The sequence below is a fragment of the Neisseria sp. P0006.S004 genome (assembly GCF_051963015.1).
Classification (GTDB): domain Bacteria; phylum Pseudomonadota; class Gammaproteobacteria; order Burkholderiales; family Neisseriaceae; genus Neisseria.
Genome location: NZ_JBQCUS010000001.1, coordinates 235,334 through 252,652 on the forward strand (window position 1 = coordinate 235,334; position 17,319 = coordinate 252,652).

The window sequence follows — 17,319 nt, forward strand, 5'->3', positions numbered from 1 at the left end:
CCTTTTTTTGCAAATGTTTGGGCCGTCTGAATATTTTGGCTAAAGGCAACTTATGATAAAATGCACGCCTTACAAATGAAGCAAATTCCGCCTCAACGCGTGAAAAAACGAAAGGAATCAACATGGCAGGCCATAGTAAGTGGGCAAATATCCAACACAAAAAAGCCCGACAAGATGCCAAACGCGGCAAAATCTTCACCCGTCTGATTAAAGAAATTACCGTTGCTGCCCGCATGGGTGGCGGCGATCCCGGCGCGAACCCGCGCCTGCGCCTGGCTTTGGAAAAAGCCGCTGAAAACAATATGCCTAAAGACAATGTGCAACGTGCCATCGATAAAGGTACGGGCAATCTGGAAGGCGTGGAATACATCGAGTTGCGTTACGAAGGCTACGGCATCGGCGGCGCGGCTTTGATGGTGGACTGTCTGACAGACAACAAAACCCGTACCGTTGCCGATGTGCGCCATGCGTTCACTAAAAACGGCGGTAACTTGGGTACCGACGGCTGCGTAGCGTTCAACTTCGTTCATCAAGGCTATTTGGTGTTCGAACCGGGCGTTGACGAAGATGCGCTGATGGAAGCGGCTTTGGAAGCCGGTGCGGAAGATGTCATCACCAACGACGACGGTTCCATCGAAGTGGTTACCGCGCCAAACGACTGGGCAGGCGTGAAAGCGGCATTGGAAGCGGCAGGTTACAAATCTGTTGACGGCGACGTTACCATGCGCGCCCAAAACGAAACCGAGTTAAGCGGCGAAGATGCGGTTAAGATGCAAAAACTGATTGACGCATTGGAAGATTTGGACGACGTACAAGACGTTTACACTTCTGCCGTGTTGAATCTGGACTAAACAGTTTAAAGAACAAAAGGCCGTCTGAAATTTCAGACGGCCTTTTTATATCGAAACCAATCAGATTTTTCTGGTTTTCAACCAAGCCCAAAGCAGCAGCAATACCACGAAGCTGAAATACAAAATACTCCACACCGGCAGGGCGACGCCGAATAGATAGTCCGGCTCGGCGCAGTTGCCAAAGCCGCGGACGATGGGTTCAAACCAATCGAACAAAGGCCAGTCGCGCAGGCGGAAAGTCCAAGGTGCGCCGCAAGAAGGGGCGGTGCCGGGCGGCAGGCTTTGCAACCAAATTTGATAGGCGGCGACACCGGCGCCGTAAACGGCCGGGGCGGCAATCAACAATGCCGAGAGCGAGCGGGCAAATTTGGAAGATTGAGAGCTGAACGCCGTAACAATGGCCAACAGCCCGACACCCAATACGCACAAGCGTTGCAGGATGCACAATACGCACGGGTTCATGCCCAAAACGTATTGGGAAATAAAGGAGCCGCAGGCGGCAAATATGGAGAGGACGACTAGAAATAAAACAGTCTTGCGGAAAAAGTTCATAACATAAAACCTTTCAGACGGCCTGGACGTAAAACAGCCGCTAAATAACGTTTACTTTAACACAAAACGCATATGCTTTTTTTGGTTTGACGGTTTTTTGCGTATGTTTGTTGATGTTGCGTAACCATAAATATGGAAATAAGAATGTGTTCCATATCGAAAAGGCCGTCTGAAATGTTCAGACGGCCCTTAGGGGAGAGACGTTTTATTTTTTCCCGTGAGATTTTTTGACATCTGCTTCAGTAATCGTACCGCCGCCATTATTGAAGGCGTTCATGATGTAAGTGGCAACGGCGGCGACATCGGCATCGTTGATGGCGGTAGAAGGCATGAAGCCGTTGTAGGATTTGCCGTTTACTTTAATTGGGCCGTTGATGCCTTTGGTCATGCTTTGCAACAGGACTTGCGGTTTTTTGTTGATATAGTCGGACTGGAATAAAGGCGGGAACATGGCACCTCGACCTTCGCCTTTTTTACCGTGGCAGGCGGCGCAGTTGGTTTCGTAAATCTTTTGTCCTTTGCTCATCAACGCGGCATCAGTGGCAAAAGCGGTTGGGATGCTGAGTGCGGTCAGAAGGAGCAGGATAGGGCGGAGTGCAGTCATGATGTGTTCCTTTTTGAGTAGTGTTTTTGATGGCCACACGCTTGGTTTGCGTTTTAATAGCTTGATGATAACGCTAAAGGCCGTCTGAAAGTGGATTTTTCAGACGGCCTTTGGTTTAGGTCAAATCCAGCCTTGCAGATTGGCTCGACTTAATTGTGCAAGTGCGGCAATCCAGTCGGCGGAATCGTTGAGGCAGGGGATGTAACGGTATTCTTTGCCGCCTGCGGCGTGGAATTGTTCGCGTCCCATAATGGCGATTTCTTCCATGGTTTCGAGGCAGTCGGCCAAGAAGCCGGGGCAGAATACGTCGAGTTTGGTTGTGCCTTGTTTCGGCAGCTGGTCAAACAGGGCTTGCGTGCTGGGCTTGACCCATTGGGATTTGCCAAACTGGCTTTGGAAAGAAACGATGTATTCTTGTTCGGCCAAGCCCAATGCCTGCGCCAGCAGTTCGGCAGTATGGTGGCACTCGTCAGGATAAGGGTCGCCGTCGTCGTGATGCTTTTGCGGAATGCCGTGGAAACTCAACATCAGTTTTTCGCTGCGTCCGTTTTGGGCCCAATAGGCTTCAATATGCTGCTTCATGGCTTGAATATAGGCGGCATCGTCGTAGTAACGGGAGACGGTGCGGACACTCATTTGGTTGCGTTGCAGCAATAATTCTTGAAACACTTTGTCCAAAGCCGCGCCGGTAGAAGAGCCGGCATATTGCGGATAGAGCGGGATGACCAGCAATTTGCCCACGCCTTGGGCTTTGAGTTCCGCCAAAACATCGGCAACGCTTGGATTGCCATAAGTCATGGCATGACGGACGATAACATCGGGCAAATGTTTGGCCAGGGCTTCTGCTTGGCGGTGTGTGTAAACCTCAAGCGGCGAACCTTCTTTAAACCAAACTTTTTCATAGGCATGCGCGCTTTTTTTGGGGCGAAAAGTCAATACTAAGCCGCGCAATATCGGTTGCCATAAGAGCTTGGGCAGTTCGACAACGCGTTGATCAGACAGAAATTCTTTCAAGTAAGGTTTGACTGCGGCAGCAGTGGGCGCGTCAGGCGTGCCGAGGTTGAGCAGCAGGACGGCGGTGCGGTTTTGTGCGGTGTAGGCTAAGGGCGGTTCGGTATGGAAACGGGACATGATTGTGCTTTATTAATTAAGAATATTGAGGCCGTCTGAAAAGCAGTTTGAATTAAAACCTGATTTCAGACGGCCTTTAAAAGGACTAATCCACACCGCGGGCGCGGTTTTCATGGAATTGCGCCTGCCAATCGGCAAATTTGCCTTGTTCGATGGCTTCGCGCATTTCTGCCATGATGACTTGGTAGAAGTGCAGATTGTGGATGGTGTTGAGCTGCGCGCCCAAAATTTCGCCGACTCGGTGCAGATGATGCAGGTAGGAGCGGCTGAAATTCTGACAGGCGTAGCAGGTGCAGCTTTCATCAATCGGACGCTTGTCGAGTTTGTGTTTGGCGTTTTTGATCTTCAAATCGCCAAAACGGGTAAACAGCCAGCCGTTACGCGCATTGCGGGTAGGCATAACGCAGTCGAACATATCTACGCCGTGTGCCACGCCGTACACCAAGTCTTCAGGCGTGCCGACGCCCATCAAATAATGTGGCTTGTGTTCCGGCAGGATAGGGCCAACAGCGCGCAACATGCGGTACATTTCGGGCTTAGGTTCGCCAACGGACAATCCGCCGATGGCCAAGCCGGGGAAGTCGAGCTCTTCCAAACCTTTCAGCGATTCTTCGCGCAAATCTTCATACATCGCGCCTTGTACAATGCCAAACAGCGCATTCGGGTTTTTCAGGTCTTCAAAAGCCTTTTTGCTTCGTTCTGCCCAGCGCAGGCTCATTTGCAGCGATTTTTGCGCTTGGCTGTGCGTTGCTTCGCCAGGGGTACACTCGTCCAACTGCATCACGATGTCGGAATTCAATACGGTTTGGATTTTCATCGACACTTCAGGCGAGAGGAACAGTTTGTCACCGTTGATCGGGCTTTGGAATGTACAGCCTTCTTCGGTCAGCTTGCGCATATCGGACAACGAAAATACTTGGAAACCGCCCGAGTCGGTCAAAATCGGCTTATCCCAGCCGATAAATTCGTGCAGGCCGCCGAATTGTTCGATGACTTCCAAACCTGGGCGCAGCCACAGATGGTAAGTGTTGCCTAAGATGATTTGTGCTTTGATGTCATGCAGGTTTTGCGGGTTCATTGCTTTGACCGAACCGTAAGTGCCGACAGGCATAAATACCGGCGTTTCGATTTTGCCGTGGTTCAGTTCCAAAGTGCCGCGTCGGGCATGACCGTCTTTTTTGTGTAAGGTAAATTTGAGCATAGTAATAATAGATTGGACGTTCGCGTGTGTGCGAAATGAAAGGGCAGATTATAAAGGATTTTTCGTTGGTTGACGGCTGGATTTTATCTTTGTCAAAACAATGCTTCAGACGGTCTGAATGATGGAGGAAATAAAAAATGAGGTATAAATCAAACAAAAATATTCAGGCCGTCTGAAAAGTATTTACAGATGCTTGCAAAAGGGAACACGCTTCGTTACAATAAGCGACTTAGATGAAGGCACATAGCTCAGTTGGTTAGAGCACCACCTTGACATGGTGGGGGTCGTTGGTTCGAGTCCAATTGTGCCTACCAAATTTCCATAACGGCTTTATGCCGTTATTTTTTAATGTTTTGGAGCTTTCTGATGTTGAACATTACCTTGCCGGACGGTTCGGTCCGCCAATATGAATCACCCGTTACCGTGGCGCAAATTGCAGCGTCTATCGGTGCAGGTCTGGCAAAGGCAACGGTAGCGGGCAAGGTTAACGGTAAATTGGTGGATGCTTGTGATCCGATTACCGAAGATGCTCATGTTCAAATCATTACGCCAAAAGACAAAGAGGGCGTGGAAATTATCCGCCACTCCTGCGCGCACTTGGTTGGTCATGCGGTCAAGCAGCTCTATCCAGATGCCAAAATGGTTATCGGCCCGGTCATTGAAGACGGGTTCTATTACGATATTGCGACTGAAAAACCATTTACGCCTGATGATGTGGCCGCTATCGAAGCGCGCATGAAAGAGTTGATTGCACAAGACTATGACGTTATTAAAGTGATGACGCCTCGTGCAGAAACCGTCAAAATTTTCCAAGATCGCGGCGAAGAGTACAAATTGCGTCTGATTGAAGACATGCCTGAAGTGGAAGCAATGGGTATGTATCATCATCAAGAATACGTCGATATGTGCCGCGGTCCTCACGTTCCCAATACCCGTTTCTTGAAAAACTTCAAGCTGACCAAGCTGGCAGGTGCATACTGGCGCGGCGACAGCAATAATGAAATGTTGCAACGTATTTACGGTACGGCTTGGGCAAGTAAAGACGAATTGAAAGCCTATATCCAACGCATCGAGGAAGCAGAAAAACGCGATCACCGTAAGCTGGGTAAACAATTGGATTTGTTCCACCTGCAAGATGAAGCGCCGGGTATGGTGTTCTGGCATCCTAAAGGCTGGGCTTTGTGGCAAGTGATTGAGCAGCATATGCGTAAAGAGCTGAATGCTGCTGGTTATAAAGAGGTGAAAACACCTCAGATTATGGATAAAACCTTCTGGGAAAAATCCGGCCACTGGGAAAACTATAAAGACAATATGTTCGTGACCAGTTCCGAAAAACGCGAATACGCGGTTAAACCGATGAACTGTCCGGGTCATGTGCAAATTTTCAATAACGGTTTGCGCTCATATCGCGATTTGCCAATGCGTTTGGCTGAGTTCGGTTCTTGCCACCGCAATGAACCAAGCGGTGCATTGCATGGTCTGATGCGTGTTCGCGGTTTTGTGCAAGATGATGCGCATATCTTCTGTACCGAAGATCAAATCGTTGATGAAGCACGTGCATTCAATGAATTGCTGGTTCGCATTTACAAACAATTCGGATTCCATGATGTTGCCGTGAAGCTGTCCCTCCGCCCTGAACAACGTGCAGGTTCTGACGAAGTTTGGGATAAAGCCGAACAAGGTCTGCGTGACGCATTGACCGCTTGCGGCGTAGAGTGGGAAGAGTTGCCTGGCGAAGGTGCATTCTATGGTCCTAAGATTGAGTACCATGTCAAAGATGCCTTGGGTCGTTCTTGGCAGTGCGGTACCCTGCAGTTGGACTTTGTATTGCCGGAGCGTTTGAATGCCGAATATGTAACAGAAAACAACGATCGTGCGCGTCCTGTAATGTTGCATCGTGCTATTTTGGGTTCGTTGGAGCGCTTCATCGGTATTCTGATTGAAAACCATGCAGGCTCATTCCCATTGTGGCTTGCGCCGGTTCAAATGGTGATTATGAATATCACCGAGAACCAAGCAGATTATTGTCGTGAAGTGGCTGCTAAGTTGCAGGCAGCAGGCTTCCGTGTTGAATTGGATTTGCGTAACGAAAAAATCGGTTACAAAATTCGCGACAACAGCCAATACCGTTTCCCTTATCAAATCGTTGTCGGTGATAAAGAGAAACAAGAAAACAAAGTTGCGGTACGCCGCAAAGCAGAAGACTTGGGTTCTTTGAATGTAGATGATTTTATTGCGCAATTGCAGCAAGAAATCACTGACGCCCTCGTCAATCATTAATTTTTATAGGAGTATTCATCATCGCTCAAGAACGCGAAGCACGAATCAATGGTGAAATTACCGCCAAAGAAGTGCGATTAATCAGTGAGTCAGGCGATCAGCTTGGTGTCGTTTCAGTTCGTGAAGCTCTGGCTATGGCCGAAGAGCAAGATGTCGATTTGGTAGAAATTTCCCCGACTGCCAAACCGCCCGTATGCAAACTGATGGATTACGGTAAATATAAATACCAACAAGCCAAGAAGCGCGACGAAGCCAAGAAAAACCAAAAGCAGGTACAAATCAAGGAAATTAAATTCCGTCCGGGTACTGATGAAGGCGACTATCAAATCAAGATGCGCAACATCAACCGCTTCCTTGCCGATGGTGACAAAGTCAAAGTGACATTGCGTTTCCGCGGTCGTGAGATGGCCCACCAACAATTGGGCGCCCAACTGCTTGAACGCGTAAAAGAAGAGTTGGCTGAAGTGGCACAAATCGAGTCCTTCCCTAAAATGGAAGGCCGCCAGATGGTGATGATGATTGCGCCTAAGAAAAAATAAAGCTATAATGCAAGGCTTATTTCGATTGCCGCTCGAAATAAGGTTTAATTAGCGGCAAAAACCGTGGTGTTTTGGGTTCCAAGTGTTTGAAATTTATTTCAAAACCCCTTATACCTTATCTAATAACGAATGGAGTTTTCCAATGCCTAAAATGAAAACCAAGTCTAGCGCGAAAAAACGCTTTAAAGTACTGGGTAACGGTGGTGTAAAACGCGGTCATGCGTTCAAAAGTCACATCCTGACCAAAAAAACCACTAAAACTAAACGTCAATTGCGCGGCACCGCTATGGTGGATTCACGCGATTTGGCTTCTGTTGCTAAAATGTTGCCCTACGCTTAAGGAGTTTAGAATATGCCACGCGTAAAACGCGGTGTTACCGCTCGTGCTCGTCACCAAAAAGTCTTCGCGTTAGCCAAAGGCTACCGCGGTCGTCGTAAAAACGTTTACCGTGTTGCCAAACAAGCGGTAATGAAAGCCGGTCAATACGCATACCGTGACCGTCGCCAACGCAAACGTCAATTCCGTCAACTGTGGATCGTTCGTATCAACGCAGGTGCTCGTGAAAATGGTCTGTCTTACAGCAAATTCATGAACGGCCTGAAACGCGCTGCTATCGAAATCGACCGCAAAGTATTGGCTGATTTGGCTGTATTCGACAAAGCTGCATTCGCACAATTGGTTGAAAAAGCTAAAGCTGCTTTGGCTGCTTAATTCGATAAGATTATTTAAAAAGGAAGCTTATGCTTCCTTTTTTCTTTTCTTAAAGAAATCCTATGTAGTTGATTTTCTTTCTTTAAACTCTATTTTTTTATACTAATTTGCGATAGAATAGGCCTCTCTTATCAAACGGATTGGCCGCAATAAGACAAAAGGCCGTCTGAACGGGTTTGCAATCAAATCCAACAGACGGCTTTGTTGTTTCAGACGGCCTGCCATCAACAAACAGACGATAAACCACTATGGAAAATGTAAACCGTATCGTTGCAGAAGGTATTGCCGCTATTGAAACCGCGCAAGACTTCAATGCCTTAGAACAAATTAAAGCACGCTATCTTGGTAAAACCGGCGAATTGACCGGGCTTTTGAAAACTTTGGGTCAAATGTCTCCTGAAGAGCGTAAAACCATAGGCGCACACATTAACGAATGCAAAAATCAGTTTCAGACGGCCTTTAATGCCAAACGCGATGCCCTGAATGAAGCCAAGCTGCAAGCCCAATTGGCTGCAGAAGCCTTGGATATTACTTTGCCGGGCCGTGCACAAGAGCATGGCGGTTTGCATCCGGTTACTTTGACTTTGCAACGTGTGGTTGATCTGTTTCACGGTATGGGTTTTGAAGTGGCGGACGGCCCTGAAATCGAAGACGATTTCCACAATTTCCAAGCCTTGAATATTCCTGCAAATCACCCAGCGCGTGCAATGCAAGATACTTTCTACGTTGAAAACGGCGACGTTTTGCGTACACACACTTCGCCTATTCAAATCCGCTATATGCTCGACAAAAAAGAGCCGCCTATCCGCATTATTGCTCCCGGCCGCGTTTACCGTGTGGACAGTGATGCCACTCACTCGCCTATGTTCCATCAGGCCGAAGGTTTGTGGGTGGAAGAGGGTGTCACTTTTGCCGACTTGAAAGCAGTGTTCACTGATTTTATCCGTCGCTTCTTTGAACGCGATGACCTGCAAGTACGTTTCCGTCCGTCTTTCTTCCCGTTTACCGAGCCTTCTGCCGAAATCGACATCATGGGCGAAAACGGCAAATGGTTGGAAGTTGGCGGTTGCGGTATGGTACATCCTAACGTGTTGAAAAACGTTAATATCGATCCTGAGAAATACACCGGTTTCGCCTTCGGTATCGGTCTCGACCGCTTTGCCATGTTGCGCTACAACATCAATGACCTGCGCTTGTTCTTCGATAACGATTTGAACTTCTTGAAGCAGTTTGCAAAATAACGGGATTTTGGTCATCTGAAAAAGGGAAATAGAACATATGAATTTATGGACGCAAAAAAGTATTGAGTTGGCAGCTCAAAGTAATTACCTGGATCAACTCTACCGTGTGTATCCCATGTCAATTAATTTGCGCCGAGAATTATCTTTAGAAACGAAAAAAGAAATTCGCGTACATCTGGATAATCAGGACGGTGAAAAGTTGCTGTACGTTTTGCTCAAACAGGAAATATTTCCGATTAAAGACAGCTATGTCGCCTACCTGAAACGGGACAAAACTGCGATTGCCCGCAATCCTGCTACTGTAAGCCGTTTGGCGGGGATGTTGATCGAAATGGGTTTTGATGAGATTTTGGACAAAACTACTGTTCCCAAAGAAACTAACCGCCAAATCGGCCCATTGTTTAAAAATTGGATTGCTAGCGGTGCGTTGGGTGTGCCGGTTACTGATAATGTAGATGAATTTCTGAATTATCAAGGGAATATTGTGTTTAATGCTGGCGATAAGGCAATGGAAGTATTTGCTAAAACACATTTGGGCTATCAACATAATAAGGGATTGGATTTTATCGCTAAATTCAATCAGACGTATATTATCGGCGAAGCCAAGTTTTTAACCGATGTTGGCGGACATCAAAATGCTCAATTTAATGATGCATTGGCAACTATGCGTGCGCCGCTTGCGTATTCTCCTTATCAGGTCAAAACCATCGCAATTTTAGATGGTATTTTATATATTGAAAGCAGAGGTAAAATGTTTACTGAGCTTTCCTCGTTTACTAATGACGAAGTGGTCGTATCGGCGGTTTTGTTGAGAGATTATTTGTTTTCGGTATGACCATGCAGCTTATTTATCCCAACAAGCAGTCTGAAAATCAGATTATCGCACAAGCTGAAAGAATTCCGCCGCTTGCCTTAAATAAACCGCTTCCGCTTTTGTTTTTCGGCGATAATTTCCATGCACTCTCCGCCTTGCTTAAGAGTGGCTATCGCGAACGGATTGATTTGATTTACATTGATCCACCATATAACACAAAACAAAATTTCACTGTATCAGATGGACGAAGCAGTACCATAAGTCGTACTACTTACGGCATTACTGCATATTCTGATAGTCGCAGCATGGAAGAGTATTTGGAATTCATGCGTGAACGCCTGATTTTAATGCGTGAATTATTGTCGCCTCGTGGATCAATTTATGTACATATTGATAGTAAAGTTGGGCATTATCTGAAAATTATTATGGATGAAGTATTTGGTGCGGAAAATTTTAAAAATGATATAGCCCGAATCAAATCGAACCCCAAAAATTTTGTACGGCGAGCATTCGGCAATGAAAAAGATATGATTTTGTTTTATGCTAAAAACGCTAAAAAAAATATTTTCAACAACATTACCATTCCACTAACCAATGAAGACAAAATAGAAATGTTTCAAAAGGTTGATGAGAATGGGCGACGTTATAATACGGTCCCTGTCCATGCACCAGGTGAAACGCAAAATGGGGAAACAGGTGGAATGTGGCGTGGAATTTTGCCTCCGAAGGGTAGGCATTGGCGCAGTACCCCATCTGAATTAGATAAGCTGGATGAACAGGGATTATTAGAGTGGTCAAAAAATGGTGTTCCGCGTATAAAAAAATTTGCCGATGAGCATAAGGGAAAAAAGATACAGGATATTTGGCAGTATAAAGATCCTGTTTACCCTATTTATCCAACTGAAAAAAATGCTCAAATGCTGGAAATGATTATTGCTCAATCATCTCTCCCTGACTCTATTGTTTTAGACTGTTTTGCAGGCAGTGGCTCAACCTTGTGGGCAGCACAAAATTTAGGGAGAGAATGGATTGGCATCGATGCATCGGAAGTTGCCGTTCACGTCATACAACAAAGATTTGGCCTGTTCCCTGTACAAACGATAACGATTGAAAAATTTCAAGCTGGCTGAAATTCTAAAACTCAGCCTACCACCCAAGAAAAGGTTGTTTGAAAACAAAATCTGATAAAACAAAAGTTAATTAGTTGATTGAGAACATAACATGCAATTTCCTTATTCATGGCTGAGAACCCAAGCCAATCCTGATCTTTCTGCCGATAAACTGGAACATCTTTTGACCATGGCCGGTTTGGAAGTGGAAGAAATCGATACTGCCGCCCCTGCTTTCAGTGGCGTGGTTGTTGCCGAAGTAAAATCTGTTGAAAAACATCCTGATGCAGACCGTTTGAACGTTACTCAAGTTGATGCCGGTACGGGCGAGTTGGTTCAGATTGTTTGTGGTGCGCCGAATGTCAAACCGGGCATTAAAGTGCCGTGTTCCTTGCCGGGTGCTGTTTTGCCGGGCAATTTCAAAATTAAGCCGACTAAAATGCGCGGTGTGCCATCAAACGGTATGCTGTGTTCGACCAATGAACTGGGTTTGCCTGATGATGGTGTAGATGGTCTGCACATTTTGCCTGAAGATGCGCCTGTCGGTGCCAACATCCGCGAATACTTGGATTTGGACGATACGCTGTTTACGTTAAAAATTACGCCTAACCGCGCTGATTGTTTGAGCGTTAAGGGTATTGCGCGTGAGGTTTCTGCATTGACTCAATGTGCGTTTACGCCTGTTGAAATTCAGACGGCCTCTATCGGCAGCGAGAAAAAACAGGCTGTCCGTATTGATGCACCGGCCGACTGCGGCCGTTTTATCAGCCGCGTTATTGAAAATGTCAATGCGAAAGCGGCTACTCCCGATTGGATGAAACAACGTTTGGAACGCAGCGGTATCCGCAGCATTTCCGCATTGGTGGACATTGGTAACTATGTGATGCTGGAAATCGGTCAGCCTATGCATGTTTTCGATGCTGACAAGCTGTCAGGCAGTTTGATTGTCCGCCGTGCTCAAAATGGCGAGACTTTGGCGTGTCTGAATGAGAAGATGGTTACTTTGGCTGACAATACACTGGTGGTCGCTGATGAAAAAGGTGCGTTGAGCTTGGCCGGCTTGATGGGCGGCGAGGCAAGCGCGGTTTCTGATGAGACACAAAATATTGTGTTGGAAGCTGCTTGGTTTGCTCCAGAGATTATTGCCGGTAAATCCCGTCAATACGGTTTTGGCTCGGATTCTTCTTTCCGTTTTGAACGTGGTGTGGATTACCGCTTGCAAGCTGATGCCATTGAGCGTGCTAGCGAATTGGTGTTGCAGATTTGCGGTGGCGCGGCCGGTGAAATGGTTGAAGCACAAGGCAAATTGCCCGAGGCAAAACAGGTCGAATTGCGTTTAGGCCGTCTGAAAACGGTATTGGGCGTTGAAATCCCTGCCGAGCAAGTCGAAATTATCTTGCAACACTTGGGTTTGCAGCCTGAGAAAACTGCAGAAGGCTTCCGTGTCACTTCTCCTAGCTTCCGTTTCGACATCGAAATCGAAGCCGATTTGATTGAAGAAATCGGTCGTGTTTACGGTTATGAAAATATTCCCGACGACTATACTTCAGGCCGTCTGAAGATGTTGGCTTTGCCTGAAACCAAACGTCCGCGTTTTGCGGTTTATAACGAAATGGCGGCTCGCGGTTACCGCGAAGTAGTCAGCTATGCGTTTGTGGATGAGCAATGGGAGCAAGACTTTGCTGCCAATACCAATCCTATCCGCCTGCAAAATCCGTTGGCGGCGCAGTATGCCGTTATGCGTTCTACGCTTATCGGCGGTTTGGTGGAAGTTTTGCAAAACAATTTGAACCGTAAGCAAAACCGCGTACGCGTGTTTGAAATTGCCCGTGTGTTCAGCAAAGATTCGGCTGATCAATTTGTTCAAAACGAACGTATTGGCGGTTTGTGGTATGGCTCCGTGTTGCCTGAGCAATGGGGTGAGAAAACACGCTACGTAGATTTTTACGATATGAAAGCCGATGTTGAGAGCCTTTTGAAAAACAAGGAAGTATCCTTTGTTAAGACAGAACATCCGGCATTGCATCCAGGACGTGCCGCCAATATCGTTTCAGACGGCAAAGTAGTTGGTTTTGTTGGCGAGTTGCATCCGAAATGGCTGCAAAAATATGATTTGCCACAAGCGCCGCTGGTGTTTGAAATCGATATGGATGCGGTATTGGGCCGTGAGAAAACCCGTTATCAGTCTGTATCCAAATTCCAACCTGCGCGCCGAGATTTGGCATTTGTAATGCCTGAAGCTGTAACGCATGATGATTTGTTAAATGCCCTGAAAGCGGCGGCAAACAAGCTGGTTCAAGAAATCAGCGTGTTTGACGTTTACCGCGGTACGGGCGTGCCTGAAGGCATGAAGAGCGTTGCCGTCAAAATCATTTTGCAAGATATGGAAAACACGCTGACAGATGAAGTCATCGAGCCTTTGGTTGCGAAAATGATTAAAGCGGCAGCCGAAAAAGACGCACAGCTTCGCGCTTAAAATAAGATAAAAGTTGTCGCCAAAAATCACCAATAATATTTGATTTTTTGGTGAGGACTTGATTTTTAAAAGAATTTTGGTAATAATTGCACCAGTTTGAATGAAGGTAAACACATGACACTAACTAAAGCAGAATTGGCTGATATTTTGGTCGACAAAGTCAGCAACGTCACCAAGAATGATGCCAAAGAAATCGTCGAGCTCTTTTTTGAAGAAATCCGCAGCACTTTGGCGCGTGGTGAAGAAATTAAAATTTCCGGTTTCGGTAATTTCCAATTACGCGACAAACCTCAACGCCCTGGCCGTAACCCTAAAACAGGCGAAGAAGTGCCGATTACCGCACGCCGTGTGGTAACTTTCCATGCCAGTCAAAAACTCAAAGGCATGGTGGAGCATTACTATGACAAACAACAATAATCCGGTTATTCCTGCCAAGCGTTATTTTACGTTGGATGAAATGTGCCAATTGGTGCAAATCAGTCCGGCTCAGTTTGCCCAATGGCAGCATGAAAATAATGTTGTGATTGGATACGGTGGCGATCGATATACGCGCTCAGATGTAGTTAAGTTGTTGAAACTGAAAGATACGTTTGAACCGTATATCGATACGTTCAGCCGTGGCGCTTTGGATGCAAACGGCAATCCTGCCGCCAATGCGGAAGAAGTCCGTCATGGTCTGACGCAGATTTTGTCTGATTTAGAGCGTCATCTGAGCTCTGAAAAACAAAATCACCATGTCGAGCTGTAATCGATAGGGAAATTGTGATCAAAAGTGCGAAGGCATACAAAGATTTGCATAATTGATTCTAATAAAGGCTGTTTGAATGATTTTCAGACGGCCTTTATTGTTTTATATTGCTTTCAAAATATCAGAATCTTGATTGCAAATGATTCTATGAAATAGCCGTAAATGTTATACTTAGCCTCTTGTTTGCCAATTTGGAAGAAACAGTCATTAGATAATGCGGATAAATGCCGCTTATTCATGGCAGACTGAGGTTTTTAAAACAAATATAACGGCAGAATAAACAGGTTGCCGGACAACATTCAAATCGATGAAATGGATAGCAGAAAATGAGCAGAATCCAACAAACTTTCTCAGCGCTCAATGGCGCAAAAGCACTGATTCCTTATATTACAGTGGGTGATCCCAACCTTGAGACGACCTTGGCATTGATGCATAGCCTGGTGGCTAATGGTGCTGATATTTTGGAACTGGGTGTGCCGTTTTCTGACCCGATGGCAGATGGCCCGACTATTCAACGTGCGGCTGAAAGGGCGTTGGCAAATCAAGTTTCCTTGCACGACGTATTGGAAACAGTGCGCTTGTTCCGCCAAACCAATGATAAAACGCCGGTCGTGTTAATGGGCTATTTGAACCCAGTACATAAAATGGGTTATCAGGCGTTTGCACAAGCGGCTGCCGAAGCAGGTGTTGATGGCGTGTTGACCGTGGATTCTCCGGTAGAAACCATTACGCCTTTGCATGAGTCGTTGAAAGTACAAGGTATTGATTGCATTTTCCTTATTGCACCAACAACAACTGAGGAGCGTATTCAAACGATTGCCAAAGTAGCCGGCGGTTTTGTGTATTATGTATCTCTCAAAGGTGTAACCGGTGCGGCAAGTTTGGATACTGAAGAAGTTTCGCGTAAAATAGAGCTTTTGCGCAAATACATTGATATTCCGATTGGTGTCGGCTTCGGCATCAATAATGCGGAGAGTGCGCGTAAGATTGGTGCGGTAGCAGATGCCGTTATTGTCGGCAGCCGTATCGTCAAAGAGATTGAAAGCCACGCAGGTAGCGAGGCTGAAGCAGTAGGCGTGTTGGTTAAAGAGTTGAAAGACGCGATTCGCTAATATTTTTTATTCCATTATTTCAGACGGCCTTACGTTCAACAGGCCGTCTGAATTCTGAATACCAAGGAGTCATTCATGAGCTGGCTAGATAAAATTCTTCCTCCGAAAATTAAAAACCGAAGCAGTTCGTCCAGCGTCCCTGAAGGCCTGTGGCACAAATGTCCGTCTTGTTCGGCAACGGTTTATTCAACCGAGTTGAAGCAAAACAGCGAAGTCTGCCCGAAATGTAATCACCACAATCCGCTTTCTGCGCGCGAACGTTTGGACCTGCTTTTGGATGAAGAAGGCCGTGAAGAGATTGCAGCCAATATTAAACCGACAGATCCGCTGAAATTCAAAGACAGCAAAAAATATCCCGACCGCCTCGCGGCTGCGCGTAAAGCAACCGGCGAAGACGATGCATTGGTTGTTATGAAAGGCACCATGAACGGTCTGCCTGTCGTTGTGGCTGCGTTTGAATTCCGTTTTATCGGCGGCTCTATGGGTTCGGTCGTGGGCGAGCGTTTCGTGCAGGGTGTACGTCGTGCCGTTGCAGATAATTGTTCGTTTATTTGCGTGGCGGCTTCCGGTGGTGCGCGTATGCAGGAAGGGATTAACTCTTTGATGCAGATGACGAAGACCAGCGCAGCTTTGCATTTGCTGACTGAAAAACGTCTGCCGTTTATTTCCGTATTGACCGACCCGACCATGGGCGGAGTGTCTGCCAGCTTTGCCTTCTTGGGTGATGTGGTTTTGGCAGAACCGAATGCGCTGATTGGTTTTGCAGGTCCGCGCGTTATCGAGCAGACTGTACGCGAAACCTTGCCGGAAGGTTTCCAACGTGCAGAATTTTTGTTGGAGAAGGGCGCAATCGACCAAATCGTCGATCGCCGTTCCATGAAAAAACGTATCAGCGATTTGATTACTTTGTTGCGTCATGAAGGTAAAGTAACTGCTGCTTGATTGGCATAATAAGAAAGGCCGTCTGAAAATAATATTTCAGACGGCCTTTTTAATTATTGATGATTAAGCAGTCAATGCGGTTTTCAAAACCTTGTTGACTTCGCCCATGTCGGCTTTGCCGGCCAGGCGGGTCTTCAATACGCCCATGACTTTGCCCATATCTGCCATACCTGATGCACCGGTTTCTGCAATGACTGCTTCCACGACAGTCTTGATTTCTTCTGCGGACATCATTTGCGGCAGGTAGCGATTGAGGATTTCGATTTCCGCGTTTTCTTTGTCAGCCAAATCTTGACGGCCGGCTTCGGTGTAGATTTTGGCGCTGTCTTTGCGCTGTTTTACCATTTTGGTCAGGATAGAGATGACTTTTGCGTCATCGGCTTCGGTGCGCTCATCTACTTCAAATTGTTTGATGGCGGCATTAATCAGGCGGATGGTGCTTAAAGACACTTGGTCTTTGGCACGCATGGCGGTTTTCATGTCTTCGGTTAATTGTGTTTTTAGGCTCATAATGTTCTCACTTTATATCAATAAAAAGGTGCCGTCTGAAAAACAAAACACACCGCAAAGCTGCCCTTGCGGTGTGTCGTTTATCACAGGGCAGGCCTGTAATTAGTACATTTTAGGAGGCAGTTGTTGGCTGCGCAGACGTTTTTGCAGACGTTTGGCTGCAGCAGCTTTTTTGCGTTTGCGTTCAGTAGTTGGTTTTTCGTACGCTTCACGGGCGCGCAGTTCGGTCAACAGACCGGTTTTTTCTACGGCACGTTTGAAACGACGCATGGCAACTTCAAATGGTTCATTCTCTTTAACACGAATAGCAGGCATTTTATTTCCTTTAAATTTTGTTCAATCAAACCGTTTTAAGAAATAGAGGACGGTTTGTCATAATGGGGGAGTTGTTGTATCGCTGGTTTGCCTAGGGCAGGGCGGGATACGCGCCGTGATGTAAACATCACCTCCTAACAAGTCGGCTTTTGCCGTGCAAGTGACCTTTTCGGTCAGAAACA

Annotated in this window: 19 protein-coding genes and 1 tRNA gene; 14 read left to right on the forward strand and 6 right to left on the reverse strand. The window is 46.5% G+C overall.

All coding sequences use genetic code 11. The annotated features are described in order from the left end of the window. Positions 1–122 precede the first annotated feature (122 nt). Positions 123–851, forward strand: a complete 729-nt coding sequence (locus ACTHR2_RS01090) for a YebC/PmpR family DNA-binding transcriptional regulator (protein ID WP_049331317.1) — start codon at positions 123–125, stop codon at positions 849–851. A 60-nt stretch (positions 852–911) separates the two neighbouring features. Here ACTHR2_RS01090 and ACTHR2_RS01095 read toward each other — a convergent pair whose 3' ends face one another. The 4 genes from ACTHR2_RS01095 to tgt all read right to left on the reverse strand — a co-directional run bounded on the left by ACTHR2_RS01095 (position 912) and on the right by tgt (position 4,339). Continuing rightward, entirely contained in the window at positions 912–1,403 is a 492-nt protein-coding gene (locus tag ACTHR2_RS01095; protein ID WP_003745954.1) for a disulfide bond formation protein B, read from the reverse strand. A gap of 205 nt (positions 1,404–1,608) precedes the next feature. After that, positions 1,609–2,007, reverse strand: a complete 399-nt coding sequence (locus ACTHR2_RS01100; protein WP_263341336.1) for a c-type cytochrome — start codon at positions 2,005–2,007, stop codon at positions 1,609–1,611. Between the two features lie 120 nt (positions 2,008–2,127). Beyond that, positions 2,128–3,138, reverse strand: a complete 1,011-nt coding sequence (gene hemH, locus ACTHR2_RS01105; protein WP_263341338.1) for a ferrochelatase — start codon at positions 3,136–3,138, stop codon at positions 2,128–2,130. 85 nt (positions 3,139–3,223) lie between these two features. Then, the gene (gene tgt / locus ACTHR2_RS01110; RefSeq protein ID WP_003745960.1) at positions 3,224–4,339 is read right to left on the reverse strand and encodes a tRNA guanosine(34) transglycosylase Tgt; all 1,116 of its coding nucleotides are present in this window, start codon (positions 4,337–4,339) and stop codon (positions 3,224–3,226) included. Between the two features lie 237 nt (positions 4,340–4,576). On the opposite strand from tgt, the gene ACTHR2_RS01115 reads away from it, so the two are divergent. From ACTHR2_RS01115 to accD, 13 genes are all read left to right on the forward strand, one after another. Beyond that, a tRNA-Val gene (locus ACTHR2_RS01115) sits at positions 4,577–4,653 on the forward strand. A gap of 52 nt (positions 4,654–4,705) precedes the next feature. Continuing rightward, positions 4,706–6,619, forward strand: a complete 1,914-nt coding sequence (thrS, locus tag ACTHR2_RS01120) for a threonine--tRNA ligase (RefSeq protein ID WP_070843132.1) — start codon at positions 4,706–4,708, stop codon at positions 6,617–6,619. A gap of 17 nt (positions 6,620–6,636) precedes the next feature. Beyond that, complete coding sequence (infC, locus tag ACTHR2_RS01125) at positions 6,637–7,158, forward strand: translation initiation factor IF-3 (protein WP_079453677.1); 522 nt, start codon at positions 6,637–6,639, stop codon at positions 7,156–7,158. Positions 7,159–7,300: 142 nt separating this feature from the next. Further along, positions 7,301–7,498, forward strand: coding sequence for a 50S ribosomal protein L35 (gene rpmI, locus ACTHR2_RS01130; RefSeq protein WP_003675505.1), 198 nt, complete (start codon positions 7,301–7,303; stop codon positions 7,496–7,498). A gap of 12 nt (positions 7,499–7,510) precedes the next feature. Continuing rightward, complete coding sequence (gene rplT / locus ACTHR2_RS01135; protein WP_003675502.1) at positions 7,511–7,870, forward strand: 50S ribosomal protein L20; 360 nt, start codon at positions 7,511–7,513, stop codon at positions 7,868–7,870. A gap of 248 nt (positions 7,871–8,118) precedes the next feature. Beyond that, positions 8,119–9,111, forward strand: a complete 993-nt coding sequence (gene pheS / locus ACTHR2_RS01140; RefSeq protein WP_263341349.1) for a phenylalanine--tRNA ligase subunit alpha — start codon at positions 8,119–8,121, stop codon at positions 9,109–9,111. Positions 9,112–9,148: 37 nt separating this feature from the next. Next, positions 9,149–9,946 (forward strand): restriction endonuclease, encoded by a 798-nt coding sequence (locus tag ACTHR2_RS01145; RefSeq protein ID WP_263341351.1) that lies wholly within the window; start codon positions 9,149–9,151, stop codon positions 9,944–9,946. 2 nt (positions 9,947–9,948) lie between these two features. Further along, positions 9,949–11,055: a site-specific DNA-methyltransferase gene (locus tag ACTHR2_RS01150; protein WP_263341353.1), complete on the forward strand. Its 1,107-nt coding sequence runs from the start codon at positions 9,949–9,951 to the stop codon at positions 11,053–11,055. Positions 11,056–11,146: 91 nt separating this feature from the next. Further along, positions 11,147–13,510 (forward strand): phenylalanine--tRNA ligase subunit beta, encoded by a 2,364-nt coding sequence (gene pheT, locus ACTHR2_RS01155; RefSeq protein ID WP_440375247.1) that lies wholly within the window; start codon positions 11,147–11,149, stop codon positions 13,508–13,510. Positions 13,511–13,624: 114 nt separating this feature from the next. Continuing rightward, positions 13,625–13,927: an integration host factor subunit alpha gene (locus ACTHR2_RS01160; RefSeq protein WP_003680933.1), complete on the forward strand. Its 303-nt coding sequence runs from the start codon at positions 13,625–13,627 to the stop codon at positions 13,925–13,927. Beyond that, positions 13,911–14,258, forward strand: coding sequence for a hypothetical protein (locus ACTHR2_RS01165; protein WP_263341358.1), 348 nt, complete (start codon positions 13,911–13,913; stop codon positions 14,256–14,258). Before ACTHR2_RS01160 ends, ACTHR2_RS01165 begins: the two co-directional genes overlap by 17 nt. A 326-nt stretch (positions 14,259–14,584) precedes the next feature. Further along, positions 14,585–15,370, forward strand: a complete 786-nt coding sequence (gene trpA / locus ACTHR2_RS01170; protein WP_263341360.1) for a tryptophan synthase subunit alpha — start codon at positions 14,585–14,587, stop codon at positions 15,368–15,370. Between the two features lie 75 nt (positions 15,371–15,445). Then, a complete protein-coding gene (gene accD, locus ACTHR2_RS01175) occupies positions 15,446–16,312 on the forward strand; it encodes an acetyl-CoA carboxylase, carboxyltransferase subunit beta (protein WP_070826505.1) in 867 nt (288 codons plus the stop codon). 63 nt (positions 16,313–16,375) lie between these two features. Here accD and ACTHR2_RS01180 read toward each other — a convergent pair whose 3' ends face one another. Both ACTHR2_RS01180 and rpsU read right to left on the reverse strand, forming a co-directional pair. Beyond that, entirely contained in the window at positions 16,376–16,822 is a 447-nt protein-coding gene (locus ACTHR2_RS01180) for a GatB/YqeY domain-containing protein (protein ID WP_004519479.1), read from the reverse strand. Positions 16,823–16,924: 102 nt separating this feature from the next. Further along, on the reverse strand, positions 16,925–17,137 hold the full coding sequence (gene rpsU, locus ACTHR2_RS01185) for a 30S ribosomal protein S21 (protein ID WP_003680926.1): 213 nt from the start codon (positions 17,135–17,137) through the stop codon (positions 16,925–16,927). Positions 17,138–17,319 lie beyond the last annotated feature (182 nt).